Genomic DNA, 19,498 nt, shown 5'->3' on the forward strand with positions numbered 1-19,498 from the left:
CCGCATCGGCCGCACCGTCATCAGAGGAGTCCCATGCCCCACGGCGTCTACGACCCGCCCGAGCTCAAGCCAGGCACCCTGCGCATCACGCCCATCGGCGGCCTCGGCGAGATCGGCCGCAACATGACCACGTTCGAGATCGACGGCAAGATCCTCGTCGTCGACTGCGGCGTGCTCTTCCCCGAGGAGCACCAGCCGGGCGTCGACCTGATCCTCCCCGACTTCTCCTCCATCGCGGACCGCCTCGACGACGTCGTCGGGATCGTCCTCACGCACGGGCACGAGGACCACATCGGCGCCGTGCCGTACCTCCTCAAGCTGAAGCAGGACATCCCGCTGATCGGCTCCGGCCTCACGCTCGCCCTCATCGAGGCGAAGCTCAAGGAGCACCGGATCACGCCGTACACGTTCCAGGTGAAGGAGGGCGACCGCGAGCGCCTCGGGCCGTTCGAGCTCGAGTTCGTCGCCGTCAACCACTCCATCCCGGACGCGCTGGCCGTCGCCATCACGACCGAGGCGGGCCGCGTCCTGCACACCGGCGACTTCAAGATGGACCAGCTCCCGCTCGACGACCGGATCACGGACCTCCGCGCGTTCGCCCGGCTCGGCGAGGCCGGGGTCGACCTCTTCATGTCGGACTCCACCAACGCGGACGTCCCGGGCTTCACGCCCACCGAGCGCTCCATCGGCCCGGTGCTGGAGGCCGTCATCTCGAAGGCGCCGCGCCGCGTCATCGTCGCGAGCTTCTCCAGCCACGTGCACCGCGTGCAGCAGGTGCTCGACGCCGCGCACGCGAACGGCCGACGCGTGGCGTTCATCGGCCGCTCGATGATCCGCAACATGACCATCGCGGCCGAGCTCGGCTACCTCAAGGTGCCGGACGGGGTCCTCATCGACTCCAAGAAGGCCGTCAACCTGCCGGACCACGAGATCGTCTACATGAGCACGGGATCGCAGGGCGAGCCGATGGCGGTGCTCAGCCGGATGGCGAACCTCGAGCACCAGATCGAGATCGGGCAGGACGACACCGTCATCCTCGCGTCGAGCCTGATCCCGGGCAACGAGAACGCCGTCTACCGCGTGATCAACGGGCTCACGAAGCTCGGCGCGAACGTGGTGCACAAGGCCAACGCGAAGGTCCACGTCTCGGGTCACGCGGCCGCCGGCGAGCTGCTCTACTGCTACAACATCCTCAAGCCCCGCAACGTCCTGCCGGTGCACGGCGAGTACCGCCACCTGGTCGCCAACCAGCAGCTCGCCATCCAGACCGGCGTCCCGGAGCGCAACACGTTCCTCGCGGAGGACGGCACCGTCCTCGACATGAAGGACGGGCACGTGCGCGTCACGGGCCAGCTCGACGTCGGCTACGTGTACGTCGACGGCTCCACCGTGGGCGAGATCACCGACGCCGACCTCAAGGACCGCCGCATCCTCTCCGAGGAGGGCTTCGTCACGATCTTCGCCGTCGTCGAGCCGCAGACCGGGAAGGTCATCGTCGGCCCGGAGATCGAGGCCCGCGGGTTCGCCGAGGACTCGAAGGTGTTCGACAGCGTCAAGCCGCTCGTCGTGAAGGCGCTCGCGGAGGCCGCGGCCAACGGCACGCGCGACACGCACGCGTACGCGCAGGTCGTCCGCCGCACCGTCGGGCGCTGGGTCAACTCGTCGCACCGCCGCCGTCCGATGATCATCCCGGTGGTCATCGAGGCGTAGGCCGAGCGCCGGCGGGAGCCGGCGCGCTCCGCCGCACGGCCCCCTCTCGGGGGTGGGCATCTCATCCGCGCGGCCGACCCGCCGCGCCGGTCGGCGCCCCTAGCGTCGGAGGCGACCGGACGGGCCGCTGGGGACCGCCGGGGAAGGAGCGGCCGTGGGCGTCTGGCGGAGATGGATCCTCCCGATCACGAGGCTCGTCGTGCTGGCCGCGATCGCCGTGGCGCTCGTGCGCATGGCGTTCTTCGGCACCACGACGGAGGAGACCGCTGAGGTGCCGACGGGCTCGGTCGTGGAGTCGCAGGTGCCCGCGTCCATCGCGACCGTGGTCAACGACGTGACCGTGAAGGGCAGCATCCAGCCGGATCCCGACGTGTCCGTGAAGGCGACGCTGCAGGGCAAGGTCTCGAAGCTCGTCGCCGGTCAGGGCGCGACGGTCAAGGCCGGCGACCCGATCCTCGTCATCCGCCAGGAGACGCCGGTGGATCCGGTGGTCGCCGCGGACGGCACGGTCACGCAGCAGAAGCCCAAGGTCGTCACCGAGACGGTCACCGCGTCGGCCGCCGGATCGCTCGCGGAGCTCGGCGTCCTGGTCGGCCAGGAGGTCGCCGTGGGCGACGCGGTCGGCCGGATCGCGCCGCCCACCTTCCGCGCGACCGCGCCGCTCACCGCGGAGGAGCAGTACCGGCTCGTCACGCAGCCGACGGCGGCCACGGTCGCGATCACGTCGGGCCCCGCGCCCTTCGAGTGCGGGGAGCTGCGCATCGGCCAGCAGGCGGCGGCCTCCGCCGAGGGTGCCGGCGGCGGCGCCGGCGCAGCGTCCACCGAGGGCGCAGAGTCGGCCTCCACCGGCGCGACCGTCTCCTGCGCGGTGCCGGCCGGGACGCGCGTCTTCCCGGGCCTGGCCGCGGACATCACGATCCCCGCGGGCGAGGCGCCCGACGTCCTGACGCTGCCGACGACGGCGGTCGAGGGCCTCGCCGACACGGGCAACGTGTGGCTCGCGTCGGAGTCCGGCGAGCCGGAGGAGCGTGCGGTCGGCCTGGGGATCAGCGACGGCAAGGTCGTGCAGATCACGTCGGGCCTCGCGGAGGGCGACATGGTGCTGGAGTTCGTGCCCGGCGCCCCCGCGCCCGAGGACGAGGCGATGATGATGCAGGGCGGGTACGGCGGATGAGCCTGATCCGTCTCGAGCAGGTGACGCGCACGGTGCAGCGTCCGGATGATGCGCCGCTGACGATCCTGCACGGCGTCGATCTCGACGTGTCCGTGGGTGACCACGTGTCGATCGTGGGCCGGTCGGGTTCGGGGAAGTCGACGCTGTTGAACATCCTGGGCCTGCTCGACACCCCGACGACCGGCGAGGTGTACCTCGACGACGTCCCGATGGCGCGTGTCTCGGGGTCCCGGCGCGACCGGGCCCGGGGTGGCGACATCGGGTTCATCTTCCAGCAGTTCAACCTGCTCCAGGGCCGCACGGCCCGCGAGAACGTGATGACCCCGCTGCTGTACTCGACGGGCCGCACGTTCTGGCGGCGGGCGTCGATCGCGGCGGACATGCTCGAGCGGGTCGGCCTCGGCCACCGGATCGATTCGATGCCGGAGACGATGTCCGGCGGCGAGCAGCAGCGCGTCGCGATCGCGCGGGCCCTGGTGCGGTCGCCGCGGCTGATCCTCGCGGACGAGCCGACCGGCGCCCTCGACATCGAGACCGGCGCGACCGTGATGACGCTGCTCGCGGAGGTCGCGCACGCGTCCGGCGCGGCGCTGGTCACGATCACGCATGACCCGACCGTCGCGGCCCGCGCGGATCGGCACCATCGCCTCGAGGCGGGCGTCCTCGCGCCCGCCGAGGCCCTCACCCGCGAGGTGCTCGCGTGAGCGGCTGGCTCGCACGCACCGGCACGGGCCTCGTCGGCGCCGTCGTCGAGGCGTGGGCCGAGCTGCGGATCCACCGCACGCGCGTCCTCCTCTCCCTGATCGGCGTCGCGGTCGCGGTCGCGGCGATCACGTCGGTCGTCGGCCTCGGCGCGGTCGTGCAGCAGTCCCAGACCGAGCAGATGGAGCGGCAGTCGGGGCGTCCCGCGTCGCTGTCCGTCTCGATGTACTCCGAGACGGGGGAGGGGATGGCGTTCGCCGACCAGCGTGCGCTCCTCTCCGAGGTCGCGGACCGCTACGGCATCACGTGGTCGACGGCGATCGGCTACTCGCAGCTGCCCGTGGAGCTGCCGGGCGGAGGCGTGCAGGTGCCGGCGACCGTCGTGGATCCGGACTTCGGCCAGATGCGCCGCGTCGACGTGACCGAGGGGCGCTGGTTCGACGACCGCGACGCCACGCTTCTCGCCCCCACGATCGTGGTGAACCGCGCGTTCCTCGCGGAGCTCGGCTCGCCCGAGGTCGCGACGCACCCGACGGTCGTGCTGCAGGGGGAGCAGGGAGACGTCACGGCCGTGGTCGTGGGCGCGGTCCCGGACCAGTACGCGGAGGAGGGGGCGTCGATGTACGTCCTGTCGTCCACCGCCGAGCGCCTCCTCGGCCAGGAGGCTCTCACCGCCCTGCAGCCGCAGATGGAGCTCTGGGTCCCGGAGGAGGAGTCCGACGGGCTGACCGCCGCCATCCAGTCGGACGTCGCGGCGTCCGCCCCCGACGGCGTGCAGGCGACCGTCAACCGGAACGACTACGGCACGTACGACTACGACCCGCTGCTCTCGCTCAAGATCCTCGTCGGGGGAGTGGCGGGCCTCGTGCTCCTGCTCGGGGCGCTGGGCCTCGTGAACATCTCGCTCGTGACGGTGAAGCAGCGGATCCGCGAGATCGGCGTCCGGCGCAGCTTCGGCGCGAGCGCAGGCCGCGTGTTCTTCGCCGTGATGATGGAGAGCATCGTGGCGACGGTCGCCGCGGGCGTGGTCGGGGTGATGGCGGCGGTCGCGATCGTGAAGAACCCGTGGATCCTCTCGTTCGTCGCCTCCGGCGTCACCGAGTTCCCGCCGTTCCCGCTCTCGGCGGCGCTGCTCGGGCTCGGCGCCTCGCTCGCCGTGGGCGCGATCGCGGGCCTCCTGCCGGCGCTCGTCGCCGTGCGCGTGTCCGTCATCGACGCCATCCGGTACTGATGCCGGGGCCGCGCGGGGACCGTCCTGCCCGGCCCGGCGCACCGCCCGCGACGGCGGCGCGGGATAACGTGGGTCGCATGGCTACGAGCACCAGGTCGACCAGCCGCGCCGGGAAGACCTCCTCGGGCGCGCCGCGCGCCACGCCCCCGCGCAAGGGACGTGCCGCCGAGACGAAGCAGCAGACCGTCGCCTACCCCGTCCAGTCGGAGCGGCGCGGCCCGCTCGTGGCCGCGTGGATGGGGCTCGCGCACGCCACCGGCGCGCTCTTCCGGGCCCTCGGTCCGGAGAAGCTCGCCAAGGAGGAACGCCGCGACGGCATCCCCTTCCTCCTCGTGGTGCTCGCGATCGCGGGCGTGGTCGTCGAGTGGTTCAACCCGCTCAACGACGTGGCGATGTCCTTCGACGCGTACACGTTCGGCGGCCTCTTCGGCCGGGTGGCGTTCGCGCTGCCCATCGTGATGGTGCTCCTCGCCCTCTGGCTCTTTCGCCACCCGTCGTCGGTGAGCGACAACGGGCGGATCGGCGTGGGCGTCTCGCTCTTCCTCGTCTCCATCGCCGCGCTCTGCCACATCTTCAACGGGGCGCCGGATCCGCGGGACGGCATGCTCGCCCTGGCCCGCGCCGGCGGCGTCCTCGGCTGGGTGCTCGCGGCGCCCCTGTCCCTCCTGGTCACGTCGATCGGCGCGGGGATCGTGGCGGGGATCCTCCTGGTGCTCTCCCTCTTCATCATCACGCGCACGCCGCCGAACCGCGTCGGCATGCGGCTGCGTGAGCTGTACTCGTACCTCTTCGGCGCCCCGCCCGTGGACGAGGAGCAGCGTGCCGCCGACCGCGCGGCCCGCAAGACGCAGGCGACCGAGCAGGTCGAGCTCGAGGGCCTGGACGACGAGGGCCCGGTCGACACCGACAGCCTCCCGTGGTGGCGCCGCAACCGCAGCCAGCGCGAGGACGCGCCCGCGTTCGACAGCCCGGTCCTCGCGCCGCACGCGGGATCCGAAGACGACGCGGGCAGCCGCGCCGCCGCCGAGGCGCCCACGACCGTCATCGACCGCACGGTGGACCCGGACGCCTCCCGCCCCGAGCCCGGCGCCTTCGCGGGCGACGACGCCGCGACCCGACGCATCGACCTCGACCCGCCCGTCGACGCCGCGGCCACCGCGATCCTGCCCTCCGTCCCCGTCCATCCCACCGGCATCCGCGACGACGACGAGTCCGCGGTCCTCCCCGGCTTCGAGGACGACGGCTCCGACGCGGCGATCGTCTCGGGGGACGCCGACGCCCCGCAGGCGCCGTACCGCCTGCCCGCCGCGAGCACGCTGTCGCCCGGCACGCCCGCCAAGTCGCGCTCGTCCGTCAACGACGACGTGGTGCGCGCGCTCACCGAGGTGCTCACGAACTTCCAGGTCGACGCGACCGTCACGGGCTTCTCGCGCGGCCCGACGGTCACGCGCTACGAGCTGGAGCTCGCGCCCGGCGTCAAGGTCGAGCGCGTCACGGCGCTCGCGAAGAACATCAGCTACGCGGTCGCCTCCAACGAGGTCCGCATCCTCTCGCCCATCCCCGGTCGCAGCGCCATCGGCGTGGAGATCCCCAACACCGACCGCGAGATCGTCTCCCTCGGCGACGTCCTGCGCTCCTCGGCGGCCACGAGCAGCGCGCACCCGCTCACCATCGGGGTCGGCAAGGACGTGGAGGGCGGCTTCGTCATCGCGAACCTCGCGAAGATGCCCCACCTCCTCGTCGCGGGAGCCACGGGCTCCGGCAAGTCGAGCTTCGTGAACTCCATGATCACGTCGCTCCTCATGCGCGCCAAGCCGAGCGACGTGCGCATGGTCCTCATCGACCCCAAGCGCGTGGAGCTCACCATCTACGCCGGCGTGCCGCACCTCATCACCCCCATCATCACCAACGCCAAGAAGGCGGCGGAGGCGCTGCAGTGGGTGGTGAAGGAGATGGACATGAGGTACGACGACCTCGCCAGCTTCGGCTTCCGCCACGTCGACGACTTCAACAAGGCCGTCCGCAGCGGCTCGATCGTGCTGCCCGACGGCAGCGAGCGCACCCTCCGCCCCTATCCCTACCTGCTCGTGGTGGTCGACGAGCTCGCCGACCTCATGATCGTCGCGCCGCGCGACGTCGAGGACTCCATCGTCCGCATCACGCAGCTCGCGCGCGCGGCCGGCATCCACCTGGTGCTCGCGACGCAGCGTCCGAGCGTGGACGTCGTGACCGGACTCATCAAGGCCAACGTGCCCTCGCGCCTCGCCTTCGCGGTGTCGAGCATGACGGACTCGCGCGTGATCCTCGACCAGCCCGGCGCCGACAAGCTCATCGGGCAGGGTGATGGCCTCTTCCTCCCCTCGGGCGCGAACAAGCCCACCCGCGTGCAGGGCGCATGGGTGCAGGAGTCGGAGATCCAGAAGGTCGTCGAGCACGTCACGCGGCAGGCGCGTCCGGAGTACCGGCAGGACGTCGCCGTCGTCGCCGAGCGCAAGGAGATCGACGCGGACATCGGCGACGACCTCGAGGTGCTGCTCGCGGCCGCCGAGCTCGTCGTCAGCACGCAGTTCGGATCCACGTCGATGCTGCAGCGCAAGCTCCGCGTCGGCTTCGCCAAGGCCGGCCGGCTCATGGACCTCCTCGAGGCGCGCGAGATCGTCGGCCCGTCCGAGGGATCCAAGGCGCGCGACGTGCTCGTGTCGGCCGAGCAGCTCCCTGGCGTGCTCGCGACGCTGCGCGGGGAGACGCCCGCGGCCGCGCCGGCATCCGCGGCGCCTGCCGGCGCTGTCCCGGCGATGCCGCCGGCGGCCGACGCGGACGACGGGAACCGCTACGCGTCCGATCCGCTGCACAAGGACCTGGACGCCTACGAGCAGGTGGAGGCCGAGGGCGACGACGACGCCTGGGGCCTGACGGGAAGGGACTGACCCGTGGTCGAGCGGAGCGCATCGGGAACCACCGGCATCGGGGCGCCGCGCGTCTGGCGCGCGGGCGACTCCCCGGCGAGTCCCTGGAACGTCGCCAACGTCCTCACGATCGTGCGGATCCTCCTGGCCCCGGTGTTCGTCGTCCTCCTCGTGGCGGACGACGGAGCCGACGGCCCGCTCCGCTACGCGGCCGCGGCGCTCTTCATCCTCGCGATCGCGACCGACGGGGTCGACGGGCACATCGCCCGCAGCCGGAACCTCGTCACCGACCTCGGCAAGCTCCTCGACCCCATCGCCGACAAGGTGCTCACGGGCGCCGCGCTCGTGATGCTCTCGGTGCTCGGCGAGCTCCCCTGGTGGATCACCATCGTGATCCTCGTGCGCGAGCTCGGCATCACGGCCTACCGCTTCGCCGTGCTCCGCGACCGGGTGGTCGCGGCGTCGCGCGGCGGCAAGCTCAAGACGGTCGCGCAGGCCGTGGCGATCAGCGTGGCGCTGCTCCCGCTGTGGGACGTGGTCGGCGACGGCATGCACGTCGTGAACACGGTGCTCATGTCTATCGCCTTCGCGCTCACCGTCCTGTCCGGACTCGACTACATGCGCCAGGCGCTCCGAGCGGGGCGCGCCTCGTGAGCGGGTCCGAGGACGCGACCGACGCGCAGCTCGCCGAACGCGTCATCGCGGCCCTCGTCGGCAGCGGCCGGCGCATCGCGGTCGCGGAGTCGTTGACGGGCGGCCTGCTGACCGCCGCCCTCGTGGGCGTCCCCGGCGCCTCGCAAGCCCTCCTCGGCGGCATCGTCTCCTACGACACGGCCCTCAAGCGCACGATCCTCGGGGTCGAGTCCTCGATCCTCGCGGTCCATGGGGCGGTCCACCCCGACGTCGCCCGGCAGATGGCCCTCGGCGTGCGTCAGGCGTGCGCGATCGACGGGCGCCCCGCGGACGTCGGCATCTCCACGACGGGAGCCGCCGGTCCGGATCCCCAGGACGGCCAGCGTCCGGGCACCGCGTTCGTCGGCCTGTCCGTCGACGGCGACTCGCGCGCCATCGCCCTGCACCTCGACGGGGACCGCCAGGCGGTCCGAGCGGGCGTCGTCCGAGCGGCCCTCGAGGTCCTCGTCGACGTGCTCGAACCCGCGGGGAACATCTGATGCGGCTCCGGCGTTGTCGTAATCACGTTCACAAGCAACGCCCAGTGCCCCTGCTTAGCCTGAGTCCTCGGCCAGATGCTCACCCATCAGCCCCGGACCTCCGGTTCGATCAGGCACCAGGCGCAACGAGGAGGCTCCCGTGGTTCTAGTCCGTCAGGAGATCGGCGACGTCCTTCGCGACTTCCGCCTGCAGAAGGGGCGCACGCTCCGTCAGGTCGCGAGCAAGGCCAGCGTGGCGCTCGGCTACCTCAGCGAGGTCGAGCGGGGCCAGAAGGAGGCGTCGAGCGAGATCCTCGCCTCCGTCGCCGACGCGCTCGACACCCCCATCTCGGTCATCATGCGCGAGGTCGGCGACCGGCTCGCCGTCATCGAGGGGCTCAACCCCATCCCCGACACCATCCCGGACGACCTCGTCGCCGGCTTCGACAGCGACCTCGTCGCGCGCTGATCCGCTCCTCCCTTCCTCCCGCCCCGCCCGTCCTCGCGACGGGCGGGGCGTCGTCGATCACGCGGCAGCAGGTAGCGTGGTCGGCATGCGATTGAGCGAGTTCCAGCGGGCCGTCAGCGACGAGTTCGGCGCCGGCTACGGGCCGGTCCTCGTCGCGGACCTCGTGCTCGGCGAGCTCGGTGGGCGCACGTGCGCGCAGGCGCTGAAGGACGGGACGCCCGCCCGCGAGGTCTGGCTCGCCCTCTGCCGCGCGCAGGACGTGCCGCGCGCGCGCTGGAACGGCGCCGGGGTCCCCGAGCCGCGCGCCTGACGCCCTCCTTCCTCCGACGCGCGCTGGATCCGTCCACGACACGCGGCGCGTCGTTCGAATATCCCTTCGAACGCGCGTAGTCTCCCCACAGGAGCGATTCGAAGCGCGGACTGCACAGGTCTGGCCCCTCCGGCAGCGATGTCGGCGGCGCCGCATAACGTGCACCTCGCGGAGATCACCCGTCGCCTTGTCGGCACCGGACCCGCGGCCAGCGGGAGCGGAGCGACAGCCTGCAGGCAACCCACCTTCGACACGAGGAGCACCCCATGGCATCATCGGCAGACCGCGAGAAGTCACTCGAGACCGCGCTCGCACAGATCGACCGGCAGTTCGGCAAGGGCTCGGTCATGCGACTGGGCAGCGACGAGCGCGCGCCCGTCGCCGTCATCCCCACCGGCTCCGTCGCGCTGGACGTGGCGCTCGGCATCGGCGGCCTTCCGCGCGGCCGGATCGTCGAGATCTACGGCCCGGAGTCCTCGGGAAAGACCACGCTGACCCTGCACGCCATCGCCAACGCGCAGCGCGCCGGCGGCATCGCGGCATTCATCGACGCAGAGCACGCGCTCGACCCGGAGTACGCGAAGAAGCTCGGCGTCGACATCGACGCGCTCCTCGTCTCCCAGCCGGACACGGGCGAGCAGGCGCTCGAGATCGCCGACATGCTCGTGCGCTCGGGTTCCATCGACCTCGTGGTCATCGACTCCGTGGCGGCGCTCGTGCCGCGCGCGGAGATCGAGGGCGAGATGGGGGACTCGCACGTGGGCCTCCAGGCGCGCCTCATGTCGCAGGCGCTCCGCAAGCTCACCGGTGGTCTCAACCAGACGCAGACCACCATGATCTTCATCAACCAGCTGCGCGAGAAGATCGGCGTCTTCTTCGGCAGCCCGGAGACCACCGCGGGGGGCAAGGCACTGAAGTTCTACGCCTCGGTCCGCCTCGACATCCGCCGCATCGAGACGCTGAAGGACGGCACCGACGCGGTCGGCAACCGCACCCGCGTCAAGGTCGTCAAGAACAAGATGGCGCCGCCCTTCAAGCAGGCGGAGTTCGACATCCTCTACGGCACGGGCATCTCCCGCGAGGGCAGCCTCATCGACTTCGGCGTCGAGCACGAGATCGTCCGCAAGTCGGGCGCCTGGTACACCTACGACGGCGACCAGCTCGGCCAGGGCAAGGAGAACTCGCGCAAGCACCTCCTGAACAACCCGGAGATCGCCGCCGAGATCGAGCAGAAGATCAAGGTCAAGCTGGGCCTGGTCAAGGACCCGAACGCGGTCGCGGCCCCTGCGGAGGACGCCGCTCCTGCTCCGGTCGCGGCCGTGGCGCCCAAGGCGTCCGCACGCAAGAGCGCCTGACCCGGCGCTCCCTCGACGGGGTGCGTCCCGCGACGCACCCCGTCCCCGCACGACACCGGCTCGGCCTGACGTCACGCTCCGCGTGATGCGCGCTCGGGCCTCCTGAGGACGGAAGCACCATGGTCAGATTCCCCTCCGAGGGCGAGCAGGGCACCGGCCCCGGGCCGGACGAGATCGCACCCGTCGCGTCCCTCGCCGACCGGCGCTCGCGTCGAGCCGCGGCTCGCCCTCTCGTCGAGCCCGGGGCGCATGTCGAGGAGGCGCCCACACCTCGCGTCGAGCCATCGCATCCGGCGCGTGGCCGCTCCGTCACCGAGGTCGACGGCATCGTCACGATCGGCGCTGCGGTCGACGAGTCGGAGGCGGGCCGCGCCCTCGCGGCGCAGGAGCGCATCGCGGAGGCGCGGCGAGTGCTCGCCGAGGCCGAGGCCCAGGCAGCTCGAGGATCCGACGGCGGCGTCCCCTCGGCGCCGGACGCGCCTGCGGTAGCGGAGGGCGCCGGGGACGACGCGACCCCAGCCGCATGGCGTGCCGAGCAGGAGCGTGCCGCGCGGGCGCGCGCGCAGGCGGAGCAGGACGAGGCGTATCGGCGGGACATGATCCGTCTCGAGGAGGACCGCGTCGAGGACGAGCGCCGCGAGGCGGAGGCCGAGGAGGAGCGCGCCGCGGAGCGGACGCCCGAGCGCCAGCGGCGCCGGGCCGACAACGTCCTCGCCAACCGGCTGCGCGGGCGGGGGCTCTCGCTCGCGGAGGCCCGCGATGTCCTCGACGGGGCGGACATCGATCCGGACATCGCGGAGGAGACCCTCGCCCGGTACGTCTCCCTCCAGTACATCGACGAGGCAGCTCTGGCGGAGCAGATCCTGCACACGCACCTGGACCGCAAGGGGCTCGGCCGGCGCTCGGTCGAGATGGAGATGCGCCGCCGCAAGCTCGATCCCCTCGTCATCGAGGAGGCCATGGCCGAGCAGCCCGACGAGGAGCTCGCGCGCGCCACCGAGGTCGCCATGAAGCGGGTGGGGCAGCTCTCGTCCTATGACGACGAGACGGCCGAGCGCCGCCTCACGTCGTTCCTCATGCGCCGCGGCTACGGCGGCGGCGTCGTGCGTGATGCGGCGAAGGCCGCGCTCGCCACCCGCCGCGGCTCGTCCCGCGTCCGCTTCCGCTGACCCGCCGCCCGGCAGCGCGAGGCGTCTCCGCACGTAGGATCGAGTCATCATGAGCACCGTCGCCGAGCACGTCCGCGTCGCCCCGCCCGCAGCCGACCGGCCCCGCACGTACGAGGTCCGCACCTACGGCTGCCAGATGAACGTCCACGACTCGGAGCGGCTCACCGGATCGCTCGAAGCCGCCGGCTACGTGTCGGCCGACGGCGCCGAGGCCGACATCGTCGTCATCAACACCTGCGCGGTGCGCGAGAACGCGGACAACAAGCTCTACGGCAACCTCGGCCACCTCGCCGGGGTCAAGCGCCGGCACGAGGGGATGCAGATCGCCGTCGGCGGATGCCTCGCGCAGAAGGACCGGGCGACCGTGCTCGAGAGGGCTCCGTGGGTCGACGTCGTCTTCGGCACCCACAACATGGGCGCGCTGCCGACCCTGCTCGAGCGCGCACGGCACAACGGGGAGGCGCAGCTCGAGATCCTGGAGAGCCTCGAGACGTTCCCCTCGACGCTGCCCACGAAGCGCGACGAGATCGCGAGCGGCTGGGTGTCGATCTCCGTCGGGTGCAACAACACCTGCACGTTCTGCATCGTGCCGGCACTCCGAGGCACGGAGAAGGACAGGCGGCCGGGCGACATCCTCGCCGAGATCCAGGCGCTCGTCGACGACGGGGCGGTCGAGGTCACGCTGCTCGGCCAGAACGTCAACTCCTACGGCGTCGAGTTCGGCGACCGGCAGGCGTTCGGCAAGCTGCTGCGTGCGGCGGGCGCCATCGAGGGGCTGGAGCGCATCCGCTTCACGAGCCCCCACCCGGCCGCATTCACCGACGACGTCATCGATGCGATGGCCGAGACGCCGGCGGTCATGCCGCAGCTGCACATGCCGCTGCAGTCGGGATCCGACCGGATCCTCAAGGCCATGCGCCGGTCGTACCGTTCCGAGCGCTTCCTCGGGATCCTCGACCGGGTGCGCACGCGCATCCCGGACGCCGCGATCACGACCGACATCATCGTGGGCTTCCCCGGGGAGACGGAGGAGGACTTCCAGGAGACCCTGCGCGTCGTCGAGGCGGCCCGCTTCTCCTCAGCCTTCACGTTCCAGTACTCGATCCGTCCGGGCACCCCGGCCGCCACGATGGAGGAGCAGGTGCCCGCCGACGTCGTGAAGGAGCGCTACGGGCGGCTCATCGCGCTGCAGGAGCGCATCAGCCACGAGGAGAACCAGCGCGTGGTCGGACGGACGGTCGAGGTCCTCGTGAGCGCGCACGAGGGCCGGAAGGACGGCGACACGAGTCGGGTCACGGGGCGCGCCGAGGACGGGCGCCTCGTCCACCTGGAGGTGCCCCCGGGCAGCGGCGAGCCGCGCCCCGGAGACGCCGTCGAGGTCCAGATCAGCCGCGCGGCGCCGTTCCACCTCATCGCGGACTCCGCGGACGGTGCCCCGCTCCGCATCCGCCGCACCCGGGCGGGTGACGCATGGGAGCGCGCGCAGGCCGACTCCTGCGGCGTGCCGGCCCCGACGGCGGGCGCGGGGACGAGCCACGGCGGGGCGCCCCGCGTCTCGCTCGGGCTGCCCTCGCTGCGCGTGCCCGCGGCTGCGGCCGACGGGTCCGCGCACCCGCGCCACCGCGCGTGATCCCGGTCGTCGCGGTCGTCGGTGCCACCGGCACCGGCAAGTCCGCGCTGTCCCTCGACATCGCGGACCGGCTGCGGGCGGAGGGCCGCGCGGCGGAGATCGTGAACGCCGACGCGATGCAGCTCTACCGGGGCATGGACATCGGCACGGCGAAGCTCCCCGAGGCCCAGCGTCGCGGTGTGCCGCACCACATGCTCGACGTCCTCGACGTGACCGCGGAGGCCACCGTCGCCGCGTACCAGGAGGAGGCGCGGCGGGTCATCGGCGACATCCTCGGGCGCGAGGCCGTCCCCGTCCTCGTGGGCGGATCCGGGCTCTACGTCTCGTCGGTGCTCTTCGACTACGACTTCCCCGGGACCGACCCCGAGATCCGACAGCGGCTGGAGCAGGAGCTCGCGGCGACCGGGCCCGGCATGCTCCACCGACGGCTCCGCGAGGTCGATCCTGCTGCTGCCCAGCGGATCGGCGCCCACAACGGGCGTCGCCTGGTGCGCGCGCTGGAGGTCGTGGAGATCACGGGTCCTCAGCCCGAGCGGGCGTCGGCGGAACCGCGGCCCTGGCATCCGGCGCGGATCCTCACGCTCACGCTGCCGCGCGAGGAGCTCGTTCCGCGGCTCGACGCCCGCGTGTCCGGGATGTGGGCGGACGGCCTGGTGGACGAGGTGGCGGGTCTCCTGCCGGCCGGACTCGCCGACGGGGTCACGGCCTCGCGTGCCATCGGCTATGCGCAGGCGGCCCGGCAGCTCGCGGGCGAGCTCACCCAGGAGCAGGCGGTGGAGGAGACCCGCGCGCTCACCCGTCGCTACGCGCGGCGGCAGGTGTCGTGGTTCGGCCGCTACGCCGACGCCGTGCGGCTCGACGCGCGCGACGACCGCCTGCTCGAGCACGCGCTCGACGCCCTCCCGGCGGCGCGCCCGTAGGCTGGCGGGATGGCAGACCTGCAGTTCACCAAGGGCCAGGGCACGGGCAACGACTTCGTGCTGTTCGCGGATCCCGCGGGCGAGATCGACCTGACCGACACGCAGGTGCAGGCGCTCTGCGACCGGCACTTCGGCATCGGCGCCGACGGGACGATCCGCGCGGTGCTCTCCAGCCGCATCCCCGAGGGACGCGCCGCCCTCGACGAGGACCCCGACGCCGAGTGGTTCATGGACTACCGCAACGTCGACGGCAGCCTCGCCGAGATGTGCGGCAACGGGATCCGCGTCTTCACGCTCTTCCTCATCGAGAACGGCCTGATCGAGCTGCCCGCGGGTCGCACGGTGCCCATCGGCACGCGGGCCGGCGTGCGCGAGGTGCAGCGCAGCGGATCGGGTTTCCAGGTCGACCTCGGCCGCTGGTCGCTCGCGGGCGGCGAGCCGCTCGTCCGCGCCAAGGACCTCCAGGTCGCGCGTCCGGGGCTCGGCATCGACGTCGGCAACCCGCACGTGGTGGTCGCGCTGTCGAGCGAGGACGAGCTCGCGGAGGCCGACCTCGCCTTCGTGCCGCACCTGGATCCGGAGCCCGCCGACGGCGCGAACGTCGAGCTCGTGGTCCCCGCGGATCCGCTCGTCGTGGACGGCGTGGGTCACATCACGATGCGCGTCCACGAGCGCGGCAGCGGCGAGACGCTGAGCTGCGGCACGGGCGCCGCGGCCGCCGCGCTCGCGACGCGGCACTGGGCGGGTTCCGCCGCTCCGCACCAGTGGCGCGTGCAGCTGCCCGGGGGAGCGCTGGGCGTGCGGATGTTCCCGACGGAGGACGGCGAGCACGTGGGCCTCTCCGGTCCCGCGGAGCTGGTGTTCGACGGGGTCGTCGCGCTGGCCTGATCGCGTCGTCCCGTCCCACGGGCGCACCGCCCGCTCGCGGACGTGGCGGCGAGCCGGCCTAGGACTCCACGGCGCGGTGCACCCGCAGGACCCGGAAGCCCTTGTCGGAGGCTGCGCGCGTCGTCTCGAGGCCCGCGGGCAGCGCGTCGACCAGCCAGCGCTGCAGCGAGTCGGATCCGAGGTTGCGCTGCACGACGAGCCAGGCGTCGGCGTCGGGCGAGAGCCGGGGCATCCAGTCGAGCAGGATGCCGTGCAGCGCCTCCTTGCCCACGCGGATGGGCGGGTTCGACCACACGGTGCTGAACGTGAGGCCCGCGGGGACGTCCTCGGGGAGCACGGCGTTGATGTTCGCGAGGCCGAGGGTCCGGGCGTTCGCCCGGGTCAGGTCGAGCGCCCGCTCGTTCACGTCGACGGCCCACACGGTGGCCGACGGCGAGCGCATCGCCAGGTCGAGCGCGACGGGCCCCCAGCCGCAGCCCACGTCCAGCAGATGGCCCTCGGCGGGGGGCCGCGGGACGGTGCGCAGCAGCACGAGGGTGCCCTGGTCGACGTGCTCGGGGCTGAAGACGCCACCGGCGGTCTCGACGTCCACCGTGCGACCGCCGAGCTCCACCGTGATGGTGCGTGTGCGCAGGGGGCCGGCCGGCGACGAGGAGAAGTAGTGCGCGTCGGCCATACGGGGACGATACCGGACGCCCGCGCTACGATGGGAGCACATGACAACGCACGACGAGCACGACCACGAGCCCGCGGACACGACGACGACGTCCACCGAGAACACCGACCGGGACGACGTCGTCGCGCGCGTCCTCGGGCGGGCGGAGAACCGCTCGGCCGGCTACGCCCTCTTCCGCGGATCCGGCGCCCAGGCCCTGTCCGCGAACCCGGACACGGAGCAGGGGTCGGACGGGGACCAGAGCGAGCGCGCCGACCGGCAGGCGCTCCGTCGCGTCCCCGGCCTCTCCACCGAGCTCGAGGACGTCACCGAGGTCGAGTACCGGCAGCTGCGCCTCGAGAACGTCGTGCTGATCGGCGTGTACTCGCAGGGCTCCGTCGACGATGCCGAGAACAGCATGCGGGAGCTCGCGGCCCTCGCCGAGACCGCGGGCGCCGTCGTGCTCGACGGCCTCCTGCAGCGTCGTCCCACACCGGATCCCAGCACCTACTTCGGCCGCGGCAAGGCCGAGGAGCTGCGCGCGCTCGTGGCGGCGGTCGGCGCCGACACCGTCATCGCCGACACGGAGCTCGCCCCGAGCCAGCGGCGCGCGCTGGAGGACGTGGTGAAGGTCAAGGTCATCGACCGGACCGCGGTGATCCTCGACATCTTCAGCCAGCACGCCAAGAGCCGCGAGGGCAAGGCCCAGGTCGAGCTCGCGCAGCTGCAGTACCTCCTCCCGCGTCTCCGCGGATGGGGCGACTCGATGTCCCGCCAGGCCGGTGGCCAGGTCGGCGGCGCGGGCGCGGGCATGGGATCGCGCGGTCCGGGTGAGACGAAGATCGAGCTCGACCGCCGGCGCATCAACACGCGCATGGCGCGGCTCCGCAAGCAGATCGCGGCGATGAAGCCGGCGCGGGACACCAAGCGCGCCAACCGCGACCGGAACCAGGTGCCCTCGGTCGCGATCGTCGGGTACACGAACGCCGGCAAGTCGTCGCTCCTCAACCGGGTGACGAAGGCGGGCGTGCTCGTGGAGAACGCGCTGTTCGCGACCCTCGACGCGACCGTGCGGAAGACCGAGACGGACCAGGGTCAGCTCTACACGCTCGCGGACACGGTCGGCTTCGTGCGGAACCTGCCGCACCAGCTGGTCGAGGCATTCCGCTCGACCCTGGAGGAGCTCGCCGACTCCGACGTGCTCGTGCACGTCGTCGACGCGTCGCACCCGGATCCCGCGGCGCAGCTCGCGACCGTGCACGAGGTCATCGCGGAGGTGGACGCCTCGTCCATCCCCGAGATCGTCGTGTTCAACAAGAGCGACCTCGCCTCCGACGGCGACCGGGTCGTCCTGCGCGGCCTCGCGCCCCAGGGCATCTTCGTCTCCGCCCGCACGGGCGAGGGCGTCGCGGAGCTGCGTCGCCGCATCGCGGAGCTGCTGCCGCAGCCGACCATCGAGGTCGACCTCCTGGTGCCGTTCGAGCACGGCGAGGTCGTCGCCATGCTGCACGACGGCGCCAAGGTGCTCGAGACCTCGTACGTCGAGGCGGGCACGCGCGTGCGTGCGCTCGTGACGGCCGAGCAGCAGGCGCAGGTGCAGGCGTACTCGGTGGTCCCCGCGGTCTGACACGCGCGGCGCCCGCGCGCCGTCATTCACGAGAGCGGCCGGCCCCCTCGGGACCGGCCGCTCTCGTGCGTCGTGCGCTGCGGATCAGACGGAGCGCATGACCGCCACGACCTTGCCGACGACCTCGGCGAAGTCGCCGAGGATCGGCTCGAACGCGCTGTTGCGGGGGAGCAGCCAGGTGTGGCCGTCGCGCTGGCGGAACACCTTGACGGTGGCCTCGTCGTCGAGCATGGCGGCGACGATGTCGCCGTTCTCCGCGGTCTTCTGCTGGCGGACGACCACCCAGTCGCCGTCGCAGATGGCCGCGTCGATCATCGAGTCGCCGACGACCCGCAGCATGAAGAGGTCGCCCTTGCCGACGAGCTGGCGGGGGAGCGGGAAGACCTCCTCCACCATCTGCTCCGCGGTGATGGGGATGCCGGCGGCGATGCGGCCGACCATGGGCACCATGGCGGCGTCGCCCACGGGGGTCGACGGCTCACCGCTCTCCGCGGCGCCGGTGCCCGGCAGGTCGATGAGGACCTCGAGGGCGCGCGGCCGGTTCGGGTCGCGCCGGAGGTAGCCGGAGAGCTCGAGCTGGTTGAGCTGGTGGGTCACGCTCGACAGCGAGGCGAGGCCCACGGCATCGCCGATCTCGCGCATGCTCGGCGGATAGCCCTGGCCGGCGATGGTGCGCTGGATGAACTCCAGGATCGAGATCTGCTTGTCGCTGAGGCTCTTGCGGCGCCTCGTCGCGCCGCCTCCCGCCGCTCGCTCGTCCGTCATGCCACGGCCCGCCTCTCGTCGCCGACGCCGCCGCGGCACGTGCGACCCGGCGGGCCGACGCCCTCGCGGGGGCGATGTCGGTGGTGCCCGATGGAATGGACACCAGGCACTCGAAACTGTATCCAGCCGAGGCACCTCGTACAAACACCTGTTCGAGCGTGTCGCGCGTCGGAGGGCCGGATCGAGGCTATGTGGGCTTGCGCGGGGCTCGTTTCGAATGTATGTTCGGAACACAGCTTCGCACCCGGCTCTCCCGGCCGAGAGCCGGGTGCGAGCTGCCCGACCCGCATCGCATGCCGTATCGCACTGCACCGCTGAGCGCGTCGCTTCGACGCCCCACCGTCTCGCACGAGAGGTCACCATGAACACCGCAGCAATCGCCCCCGCCGTCAGCATCTCCGCCGTCACCACCCCCGCAGCTCCCGTCGCGGAGCTCGCCATCGCGCCGCGCACGCGCCTGCGCATCACGCGCCGAGGCCGTGCCGTCCTCACCGCGCTTGTCGCCGTCCCGCTCGCGCTCGGCGTGGGCCTCGTCGCGCTCAACGGTGGCGCGGCCGTCGCGTCGAAGGACGCATCGGGCACCACCTTCGAGTACGTCACCGTCGCCAGCGGCCAGTCCCTGTGGGACCTCGCCGAGGAGATCGCGCCCTCGGCCGACCCGCGCGACGTCATCGCGTCGGTCGTCGACCTCAACCGCCTGCCCTCGTCGGACGTCGCGGCCGGCCAGCAGCTCGCCGTCCCCGCGCAGTACGCGCACTGACCGTCGGCGTCGCGTCGCCCGTCTCGGGCGGGCGCTGTCCACGGCCGCGCTCCCGGTGGCGGCCGGGAACGCGGCC

18 protein-coding genes are annotated in these 19,498 nt (G+C 72.5%); 16 read left to right on the forward strand and 2 right to left on the reverse strand.

Annotation, left to right across the window (positions count from 1 at the left end):
• Positions 1-33 precede the first annotated feature (33 nt).
• From ITJ44_RS13185 to dapF, 14 genes are all read left to right on the forward strand, one after another.
• Complete coding sequence (locus tag ITJ44_RS13185) at positions 34-1,710, forward strand: ribonuclease J (RefSeq protein WP_194636005.1); 1,677 nt, start codon at positions 34-36, stop codon at positions 1,708-1,710.
• 154 nt (positions 1,711-1,864) lie between these two features.
• Positions 1,865-2,884 carry a hypothetical protein gene (locus ITJ44_RS13190; protein ID WP_194636006.1) on the forward strand — a complete coding sequence of 340 codons (1,020 nt, stop codon included), beginning with the start codon at positions 1,865-1,867 and terminating at the stop codon, positions 2,882-2,884.
• Complete coding sequence (locus ITJ44_RS13195; RefSeq protein ID WP_194636007.1) at positions 2,881-3,588, forward strand: ABC transporter ATP-binding protein; 708 nt, start codon at positions 2,881-2,883, stop codon at positions 3,586-3,588. Before ITJ44_RS13190 ends, ITJ44_RS13195 begins: the two co-directional genes overlap by 4 nt.
• Positions 3,585-4,817 (forward strand): ABC transporter permease, encoded by a 1,233-nt coding sequence (locus ITJ44_RS13200; protein ID WP_194636008.1) that lies wholly within the window; start codon positions 3,585-3,587, stop codon positions 4,815-4,817. Before ITJ44_RS13195 ends, ITJ44_RS13200 begins: the two co-directional genes overlap by 4 nt.
• A 77-nt stretch (positions 4,818-4,894) precedes the next feature.
• Positions 4,895-7,744, forward strand: coding sequence for a DNA translocase FtsK (locus ITJ44_RS13205; RefSeq protein ID WP_194636009.1), 2,850 nt, complete (start codon positions 4,895-4,897; stop codon positions 7,742-7,744).
• A 3-nt stretch (positions 7,745-7,747) separates the two neighbouring features.
• Positions 7,748-8,377, forward strand: coding sequence for a CDP-diacylglycerol--glycerol-3-phosphate 3-phosphatidyltransferase (gene pgsA / locus ITJ44_RS13210; protein WP_194636010.1), 630 nt, complete (start codon positions 7,748-7,750; stop codon positions 8,375-8,377).
• Positions 8,374-8,895, forward strand: a complete 522-nt coding sequence (locus ITJ44_RS13215; protein ID WP_194636011.1) for a CinA family protein — start codon at positions 8,374-8,376, stop codon at positions 8,893-8,895. The genes pgsA and ITJ44_RS13215 overlap by 4 nt, the downstream gene beginning before the upstream one ends.
• Positions 8,896-9,034: 139 nt before the next feature.
• Positions 9,035-9,343, forward strand: coding sequence for a helix-turn-helix domain-containing protein (locus ITJ44_RS13220; RefSeq protein ID WP_012298599.1), 309 nt, complete (start codon positions 9,035-9,037; stop codon positions 9,341-9,343).
• Positions 9,344-9,419: 76 nt separating this feature from the next.
• Complete coding sequence (locus tag ITJ44_RS13225) at positions 9,420-9,653, forward strand: DUF3046 domain-containing protein (RefSeq protein WP_370532055.1); 234 nt, start codon at positions 9,420-9,422, stop codon at positions 9,651-9,653.
• Positions 9,654-9,919: 266 nt separating this feature from the next.
• Positions 9,920-11,008: a recombinase RecA gene (recA, locus tag ITJ44_RS13230; RefSeq protein ID WP_194636013.1), complete on the forward strand. Its 1,089-nt coding sequence runs from the start codon at positions 9,920-9,922 to the stop codon at positions 11,006-11,008.
• A 119-nt stretch (positions 11,009-11,127) separates the two neighbouring features.
• Positions 11,128-12,177 carry a regulatory protein RecX gene (locus tag ITJ44_RS15935; RefSeq protein WP_228495051.1) on the forward strand — a complete coding sequence of 350 codons (1,050 nt, stop codon included), beginning with the start codon at positions 11,128-11,130 and terminating at the stop codon, positions 12,175-12,177.
• Positions 12,178-12,226: 49 nt separating this feature from the next.
• Positions 12,227-13,807 carry a tRNA (N6-isopentenyl adenosine(37)-C2)-methylthiotransferase MiaB gene (gene miaB / locus ITJ44_RS13240; protein WP_194636014.1) on the forward strand — a complete coding sequence of 527 codons (1,581 nt, stop codon included), beginning with the start codon at positions 12,227-12,229 and terminating at the stop codon, positions 13,805-13,807.
• Positions 13,804-14,727 carry a tRNA (adenosine(37)-N6)-dimethylallyltransferase MiaA gene (gene miaA / locus ITJ44_RS13245; protein ID WP_194636015.1) on the forward strand — a complete coding sequence of 308 codons (924 nt, stop codon included), beginning with the start codon at positions 13,804-13,806 and terminating at the stop codon, positions 14,725-14,727. Before miaB ends, miaA begins: the two co-directional genes overlap by 4 nt.
• Positions 14,728-14,736: 9 nt before the next feature.
• Entirely contained in the window at positions 14,737-15,615 is an 879-nt protein-coding gene (gene dapF / locus ITJ44_RS13250) for a diaminopimelate epimerase (protein WP_194636016.1), read from the forward strand.
• A 58-nt stretch (positions 15,616-15,673) separates the two neighbouring features.
• On the opposite strand, the gene ITJ44_RS13255 is transcribed toward dapF, so the two are convergent.
• Complete coding sequence (locus ITJ44_RS13255) at positions 15,674-16,291, reverse strand: class I SAM-dependent methyltransferase (protein WP_194636017.1); 618 nt, start codon at positions 16,289-16,291, stop codon at positions 15,674-15,676.
• Between the two features lie 40 nt (positions 16,292-16,331).
• Here ITJ44_RS13255 and hflX point away from each other — a divergent pair, with 40 nt between their 5' ends.
• Complete coding sequence (hflX, locus tag ITJ44_RS13260) at positions 16,332-17,897, forward strand: GTPase HflX (protein ID WP_194636018.1); 1,566 nt, start codon at positions 16,332-16,334, stop codon at positions 17,895-17,897.
• Between the two features lie 84 nt (positions 17,898-17,981).
• Here the strand turns inward: hflX and lexA are convergent, their stop codons facing one another.
• Positions 17,982-18,662: a transcriptional repressor LexA gene (gene lexA, locus ITJ44_RS13265; protein WP_086521970.1), complete on the reverse strand. Its 681-nt coding sequence runs from the start codon at positions 18,660-18,662 to the stop codon at positions 17,982-17,984.
• 361 nt (positions 18,663-19,023) lie between these two features.
• Between lexA and ITJ44_RS13270 the strand changes: the two genes are divergently transcribed.
• Positions 19,024-19,422: a hypothetical protein gene (locus ITJ44_RS13270; RefSeq protein ID WP_194636019.1), complete on the forward strand. Its 399-nt coding sequence runs from the start codon at positions 19,024-19,026 to the stop codon at positions 19,420-19,422.
• Positions 19,423-19,498 lie beyond the last annotated feature (76 nt).

The organism is Clavibacter sp. VKM Ac-2873 (genome assembly GCF_015351075.1).
Taxonomy (GTDB): domain Bacteria; phylum Actinomycetota; class Actinomycetes; order Actinomycetales; family Microbacteriaceae; genus Clavibacter.

What these genes read in the sequence shown, in the direction of transcription:
- ITJ44_RS13185 (WP_194636005.1), top strand. Translation starts at nt 34, where the DNA reads ATGCCCCACGGCGTCTACGACCCGCCCGAGCTCAAGCCAGGCACCCTG.
- ITJ44_RS13195 (WP_194636007.1), top strand. Translation starts at nt 2,881, where the DNA reads ATGAGCCTGATCCGTCTCGAGCAGGTGACGCGCACGGTGCAGCGTCCG.
- hflX (WP_194636018.1), top strand. Translation starts at nt 16,332, where the DNA reads ATGACAACGCACGACGAGCACGACCACGAGCCCGCGGACACGACGACG.
- ITJ44_RS13255 (WP_194636017.1), bottom strand. Translation starts at nt 16,291, where the DNA reads ATGGCCGACGCGCACTACTTCTCCTCGTCGCCGGCCGGCCCCCTGCGC.
- ITJ44_RS13205 (WP_194636009.1), top strand. Translation starts at nt 4,895, where the DNA reads ATGGCTACGAGCACCAGGTCGACCAGCCGCGCCGGGAAGACCTCCTCG.
- miaB (WP_194636014.1), top strand. Translation starts at nt 12,227, where the DNA reads ATGAGCACCGTCGCCGAGCACGTCCGCGTCGCCCCGCCCGCAGCCGAC.
- lexA (WP_086521970.1), bottom strand. Translation starts at nt 18,662, where the DNA reads ATGACGGACGAGCGAGCGGCGGGAGGCGGCGCGACGAGGCGCCGCAAG.
- ITJ44_RS13270 (WP_194636019.1), top strand. Translation starts at nt 19,024, where the DNA reads ATGAACACCGCAGCAATCGCCCCCGCCGTCAGCATCTCCGCCGTCACC.
- ITJ44_RS15935 (WP_228495051.1), top strand. Translation starts at nt 11,128, where the DNA reads ATGGTCAGATTCCCCTCCGAGGGCGAGCAGGGCACCGGCCCCGGGCCG.
- recA (WP_194636013.1), top strand. Translation starts at nt 9,920, where the DNA reads ATGGCATCATCGGCAGACCGCGAGAAGTCACTCGAGACCGCGCTCGCA.
- dapF (WP_194636016.1), top strand. Translation starts at nt 14,737, where the DNA reads ATGGCAGACCTGCAGTTCACCAAGGGCCAGGGCACGGGCAACGACTTC.